The sequence below is a fragment of the Microbacterium sp. zg.B48 genome (genome assembly GCF_024623505.1).
Classification (GTDB): domain Bacteria; phylum Actinomycetota; class Actinomycetes; order Actinomycetales; family Microbacteriaceae; genus Microbacterium.
Map to the genome: position 1 here is coordinate 83711 of NZ_JANJFE010000011.1, position 6037 is coordinate 89747.

7 protein-coding genes are annotated in these 6037 nt (G+C 71.1%); 6 read left to right on the forward strand and 1 reads right to left on the reverse strand.

The features are described from left to right. Window positions 1–18: 18 nt before the first annotated feature. Window positions 19–1023 (forward strand): thiamine-phosphate kinase, encoded by a 1005-nt coding sequence (gene thiL, locus NQ152_RS09010; RefSeq protein WP_257523730.1) that lies wholly within the window; start codon window positions 19–21, stop codon window positions 1021–1023. A gap of 3 nt (window positions 1024–1026) precedes the next feature. Here thiL and rsmD read toward each other — a convergent pair whose 3' ends face one another. Then, the gene (gene rsmD, locus NQ152_RS09015; RefSeq protein WP_257502029.1) at window positions 1027–1593 is read right to left on the reverse strand and encodes a 16S rRNA (guanine(966)-N(2))-methyltransferase RsmD; all 567 of its coding nucleotides are present in this window, start codon (window positions 1591–1593) and stop codon (window positions 1027–1029) included. A gap of 91 nt (window positions 1594–1684) precedes the next feature. On the opposite strand from rsmD, the gene NQ152_RS09020 reads away from it, so the two are divergent. The 5 genes from NQ152_RS09020 (at window position 1685) to rpmF (ending at window position 5921) form a co-directional block, all read left to right on the forward strand. Continuing rightward, window positions 1685–2284 (forward strand): hypothetical protein, encoded by a 600-nt coding sequence (locus NQ152_RS09020; RefSeq protein WP_257523731.1) that lies wholly within the window; start codon window positions 1685–1687, stop codon window positions 2282–2284. A 58-nt stretch (window positions 2285–2342) separates the two neighbouring features. After that, window positions 2343–4505 (forward strand): ATP-dependent DNA helicase RecG, encoded by a 2163-nt coding sequence (locus tag NQ152_RS09025; protein ID WP_257523732.1) that lies wholly within the window; start codon window positions 2343–2345, stop codon window positions 4503–4505. A 63-nt stretch (window positions 4506–4568) separates the two neighbouring features. Further along, on the forward strand, window positions 4569–5066 hold the full coding sequence (coaD, locus tag NQ152_RS09030) for a pantetheine-phosphate adenylyltransferase (RefSeq protein ID WP_257502032.1): 498 nt from the start codon (window positions 4569–4571) through the stop codon (window positions 5064–5066). Window positions 5067–5197: 131 nt separating this feature from the next. After that, a complete protein-coding gene (locus NQ152_RS09035; protein ID WP_257502227.1) occupies window positions 5198–5674 on the forward strand; it encodes a DUF177 domain-containing protein in 477 nt (158 codons plus the stop codon). Window positions 5675–5711: 37 nt separating this feature from the next. Beyond that, window positions 5712–5921 (forward strand): 50S ribosomal protein L32, encoded by a 210-nt coding sequence (gene rpmF, locus NQ152_RS09040; protein ID WP_028495421.1) that lies wholly within the window; start codon window positions 5712–5714, stop codon window positions 5919–5921. Window positions 5922–6037: the final 116 nt, after the last annotated feature.

Below are 6037 nucleotides of genomic sequence, written 5' to 3' on the forward strand. Positions count from 1 at the left end.
CAGCGCTACCGTGGGAGGGTGACCGCGCCTTCCGCCGAACCGACCGTGCGAGACCTGTCCGAAGGCGACATCCTCCGTGCCATCCTGGCGCGGCTCGGTCCCACCTCGGCGCTGGTCGGACCCGGTGACGATGCGGCCGTGCTCGCCGCCCCGGACGGCCGGGTGGTCGCGACCACCGACACGCTGGTGCACGGACCCGACTTCCGGCTGGCCTGGTCCACCGGCTACGACCTCGGCTGGAAGGCCGCGGCGGTCAACCTCGCCGACATCGCCGCGATGGGTGCGCGGCCGACCGCGCTGCTGGTTGCGCTGGCCATGCCCGGCGATACCCGGCTGTCGTTCGTGGAGCAGTTCGCGGACGGCCTGCGTGCCGCGTGCGAGGCTCTCGCGCCGGGCTGCGAAATCGTCGGCGGCGACCTCACGGTGTCCCCGACGCTGCTGATCGCCGTCACCGCGCTCGGCGTGCTGGAGAACCGGCCACCGGTGCTCCGCTCCGGTGCACGTCCCGGGGACGTCATCGCCGTCCGCGGCGATCTCGGAGTCGCCAGGCGCGGTCTGGATGTCCTGTTCCGCCGGTTCACCGACGGCCTCGGGGACCCGATCGCCGTGGATGCCGCGGCGTTGTCGGCCTCCGACGCGGAGGCCGTGGCCCGCCAGCTGCAGCCGCGCCCGCCCATCGCAGACGGCGTCCTGGCCGCCGCGGCAGGGGCGACCGCGATGATGGACGTCTCCGACGGTCTGGCCCTGGATGCGACGCGGATGGCGAGGGCCTCCGGCGTCGTCCTGGAGATCCGCAGCTCCGCGCTCGGTGCGGACGTGGCCGGAGCGCTGGAGGGCGGCGAGGACCACGCCCTGCTCGCGACGTTCCCGGCCGGCGCCGACCTGGGGCCGTTCCGCCCCATCGGCCGCGTACTGGAGCACGTCCCAGACGCCTCCGCTGCGCCGCTGCTCATCGACGGCTCCGCCTACGCCGGGCCGGGCGGATGGGATCCGTACCGGGATTGGGACGCGCACGGAGGGTGAGCGCTAGCCGTTCGCCGAGCCGATCCACCACAGCACGGTGTCTCCGTACCTCTTGTCGCGGACGTGCTGAAGCCCGGCCGGCAGCGTCGGCCGGGGCGAACGAGCGGCCCGCTCGACGATGACCCATGCGTCCTCGGCCAGTGCGGGGACCAGCAGCGCGAGGGACTCGGTCAACTCGCTCTCGCGGAGGTCGTAAGGCGGATCGATGAACACCAGGTCGAACGGACCACGCCGGCCGCCCAGAAACGCGGACACGGTGCCGCGATGCACGCGGATCGCGGCATCCCGTCCCACCGAGCGGGCGACCTTGGCCGCGTTGCGCTCCACGATCACGGCGGCGCGCGGCGACTTCTCGACCAGATCTGCGGATGCCGCGCCCCGGCTGATCGCCTCCAGGCCCAGCGCTCCGGAGCCCGCGTACAGGTCCAGCACCGCCGCGCCGCGCAGCGCGTCCGCCGACTCCAACGCGCCGAACAGCGACTCGCGGACGCGGTCGCTGGTCGGGCGGGTGCCCGCATCGGGAACATCGAGCGGAATCGACCCAGCGCGTCCCGCGATGATCCGTGTCACACGAACACGATAGCCGCGCCGGCCGGGCGCACGCGCGAGCGACGCCTATGCTCAGGTTCACCAGCCCACCTGAAAGATTCGGAATCCGACGATGCGCCGAACGAGCCCGCTTGCCCTGTCCACCTTCGTGCTCGCGGGCGTCCTCGCCGTGACGCTGAGCGCCTGCGCGGGCGGGTCGGCCACACCCACCGCCTCGCCGACGTCCGCACCGACGCCGACGCAGACCGCCGAGCCCGAGCCGACCCCCACCGAGCCGGCTGCCCCGACCGTCGCACCGGCGAACCTCCCCACCGACTGCACCACCCTCGGCACGGACATGTCCCGCCAGGACACGGTGGGCGACATGACCCTGCAGAGCGACGGCACGGGCTTCGAGCGCGAGGCGCCGCAGAACGCTCAGCTCGCGCTGGGCTGCGACTGGATCCTCGACGAGGTCGCCGGCGTCCTGCTGCTGATCAGCACCGCCGACGCGGCCGCGGTCTCCGCCGCGGCGGATGCGCTGCCGGCCGAGGGCTGGACGTGCGGAGTGGCGGATGACTTCGGTGCCGCGTACTGCTACATCGAACCGGCCGACATGGCCGGCGTGCAGCAGACGGTGGTCGCCCGCGACGACGTGTGGGTGTACCTGGAGACCTACCAGCGCGACGGCAACGCCTTCCTCTCCGACATCGCGTCGCAGATCTGGAGCTGAGGACGCGGCCCAGCAGCCCGCGCGACGCGTGGTCGGTCCTCCTGCCTAGACTCGGAGGATGCCCGCCTTCGCCCTGGAATCGCGCCTGGACGGCGCCGTGGGCGGCAAGACGGCGACCGCGCTGGCGAAGGCGTTCGGCATGCACACCGTCGGGGACCTGCTCGCGCACTACCCGCGACGCTATGCGCGGCGCGGCGAGCTGACCCCGATCTCCTCGCTTCCGGTCGGGGAGCCGGTCACCATCGTGGCGGAGGTGCGTCGGGCCGGCGAACGACGGATGCAGAACCGCAAGGGCTCCCTGCTGGAGGTCGTCATCAGCGACGGCCAGGGCGAGCTGTCCCTGACCTTCTTCAACCAGTCCTGGCGGCTGAAGGACCTGCAGCCCGGACGCCGGGGCGTCTTCGCCGGGAAGGTGGGGGAGTACCGCGGTGCCAAGCAGCTCGCACACCCGGACTACGAGCTGTTCGACGACGAGGAGACCGCACGGCTCACCGCCGAGGCCAACGCGAACCTCCCCATCCCGATCTACCCTGCCACCGGCAGTATCGCGAGCTGGCAGCTGAGGAAGATCATCGATCTCGTCCTGGACGGTCTCGGACCCGTCCCCGATCCGCTGTCCGATGACCTGCGGCGGCGGGACGGCCTGCTGGATGCGCGCACGGCGCTGGAGCGCATCCACCGCCCGGAATCCGAAGAGCAGGTCGATCAGGCCCGCAGCACCCTGCGCATGCACGAGGCCTTCGTCCTGCAGGTCGCGCTCCTGCAGCAGCGGCAGTCCGTGCGCGCCCTGTCGGCGACCCGCCGCCCGCCGGGCAGACTGCTGGCGGAATTCGACGCGTCGCTGCCCTTCCTCCGCACGCCCGACCAGGTGTCCGTCGGCGATCAGATCGCCTCAGACCTAGTCGGCGCCTGGCCGATGAACCGCCTGGTGCAGGGCGAGGTCGGATCCGGCAAGACGCTCGTCGCGCTGCGGGCGATGCTCCAGGTCGCCGAAAACGGCGGGCAGTCGGCACTGATCGCGCCGACGGAGGTCCTCGCCGGCCAGCATCTGCGCTCCATCGCGCGGATGCTGGGTCCGAAGCTCGCGCCGGAGCTCATGCCGACGCTGCTGACCGGCCAGATGCCCGCTGCCGAACGCCGCAGGGCCGCACTGCGGACCGCGTCGGGTCAGGCGCGCATCGTCATCGGGACCCATGCGCTGCTGAGCGAGTCCACCACCTTCGCCGACCTGGGTCTGGTCGTCGTGGACGAGCAGCACCGCTTCGGCGTCGAGCAGCGCGAGTCGCTGCGCGCGAAGGGCGCTGCCCCGCACGCGCTCGTGCTGACGGCCACGCCCATTCCCCGCACCGTGGCGATGACCGTCTTCGGGGACCTGGACGTCTCCACCATCCGCACGATGCCGGAGGGCCGCGCCGGCATCCAGACGTTCGTGGCACCGCTCGCCGAGAAGCCGGGCTGGTTCGCCCGGGTGTGGGATCGCATCGCCGAGGAGGTCTCGCAGGGGCATCAGGCGTTCGTGGTGTGCGCGGCCATCGACGCGGAGACATCGGTCAAGGACGACACGGCCGATGAGCCGGTCGCCGTGGTCGTCGGCGAGGCGCCCCGGACCCGGTGGGGCGTGGCGCAGGTCGTGGACCTGCTGTCCCGGCATCCGGCGTTCGCGCAGCTGCGGGTCGCCGCGCTGCACGGCAAGCTGCCCGCGGATGAGAAGGACGCGATCATGCAGGCGTTCGCCCGCGGCGAGATCGACGTGCTGGTGGCCACGACCGTCGTCGAGGTCGGGGTGGACGTCGCGAACGCGTCCACCATGGTGATCCTGGAGGCCGACCGGTTCGGCGTGTCCCAGCTGCATCAGCTGCGCGGCCGGGTGGGCCGCGGCGCGATCGCAGGACTGTGTCTGCTCGTGACCGAGGCACCCACCGGCACACCGGCGCGCGAGCGCGTGGAAGCGGTGGCGAGCACCCTCGACGGCTTCGCCCTGGCCGAGGTCGACCTGGACCTCCGCGGGGAGGGCGACGTGCTCGGCGACGCGCAGTCCGGTGCACGCTCGTCGCTGCGGCTGTTGCGGGTCGTGACGGATGCCGACCTCATCGCGGAGGCTCGTGTGGCCGCCGAGCTCGTGCTCGAGGAGGATCCGGCACTGAAAGCGCACCCCGGTCTTACGGGGGCGCTGGAGCGTCGACTGGGCATGGAGGAGCGCGCGGCGCTGGCGAAGAACTGACGCGGCGCCGGTCCGGGCCCGTCGTGGCCGAGCACTCTCCCCGCCCGCCGATAGGCTCGTCCCATGAGCAGTCGGATCGCCGTCGTCCCCGGATCCTTCGACCCGCCGACGCTGGGTCACCTGGATGTCATCCGCCGCGCCGCGGCGCTCTACGACCAGCTGCACGTGCTGGTCGTGCACAACCCGGGCAAAGAGGCGATGCTTCCGATCGCCCAGCGTCTGAGCCTGCTCGAGCAGTCCATCGCGGAGGATGACGTCCAGGGCGAGGTGACCGTCGCATCGTGGAGCATGGGGCTGCTGGTGGATTACGCGACCGACGTGGGCGCCGGGGTGCTGGTGAAGGGCATCCGGTCGCAGATCGATGTCGCCTACGAGACGCCGATGGCGATCGTGAACCGCCATCTCGCGCATGTGGAGACCGTGTTCCTGCTTCCTGATCCCGCGCATGCCCTGGTCTCGAGCTCGCTGGTGCGTCAGGTCGCCGCTCTCGGGGGCGACGTTTCGCCGTTCGTTCCGCCCGCGGTGGCCCGATTCCTGGACACCGGCGCACGGGACATCTGAGCCGCATCCGGCCGGTGCCTCGCATTCAGCCGTCGCCCACCCGTACCCCGGTAGCATTGACGACCGTGAGAAAGCACCGTTCCGGCCCCTTCGTCGTCCCCGCGCGCGACATCGTCCATCACCCCGGCGAGATGCGCGAGTTCACCCTCGACGTGCCCGCCCCGCAGAAGTGGGGCGAGGGTCTGGTGAGCGTCCCCGAAGGCGAATCCGTCCTCGTCGATGTGCGCCTCGAGTCGGTCCACGAGGGCATTCTCGCGACCGGTCGCATCGACACCGAGTACGTCGGAGTGTGCGGGCGATGCCTGACCGACATCGTCGAGCCCGTCGAAGTCGAGTTCCAGGAGCTTTTCGCGTATCCTGAGATGGAAGCAACTGACTTCGAGGTTCAAGACGACCACGTGGATCTTGAAACTCTCGTCAGGGACGCGACTGTATTGGCGCTTCCGTTTCAACCGGTGTGTCAGCCGGATTGCCCCGGCCTCGATCCGGCTACGGGCGAGCGGCTGGCCGTGAGCACCGGGACAGAGCAGCGTACGCCCCTCGATTCTCGCTGGGCTGCGCTCCAGCAATTCACCCCAGACCACGACGACGAAGAGCCGCGCAACTAGCGGAATCCGACGCCGAGAACACAGAAGAGAGCAAGCCATGGCAGGTAACCCCCCGAAGCGGAAGGTCTCCCGCTCCAACACCCGTTCGCGTCGTGCCCAGTGGAAGGCGGCGCCCATCACGCTGACCACCACGGTGGAGAACGGCAAGGTCGTCTACAGCCGTCCGCACCAGGCGAAGGTCGTCACCGATTCGCAGGGCACCGAGCTGTTCCTCGAGTACAAGGGCCGCAAGGTCGCTGACGTCTAAGAAGCTCGCTGCCGCCGTGAGTGACGTGTCAGCACAGCGCATCCAGCTCACCGAGAAGCGGGGGGGGGCGGGCGCAGCCCCGCGGCGGGGGGAGGGGCGGGCCCACCCCGCCCGGG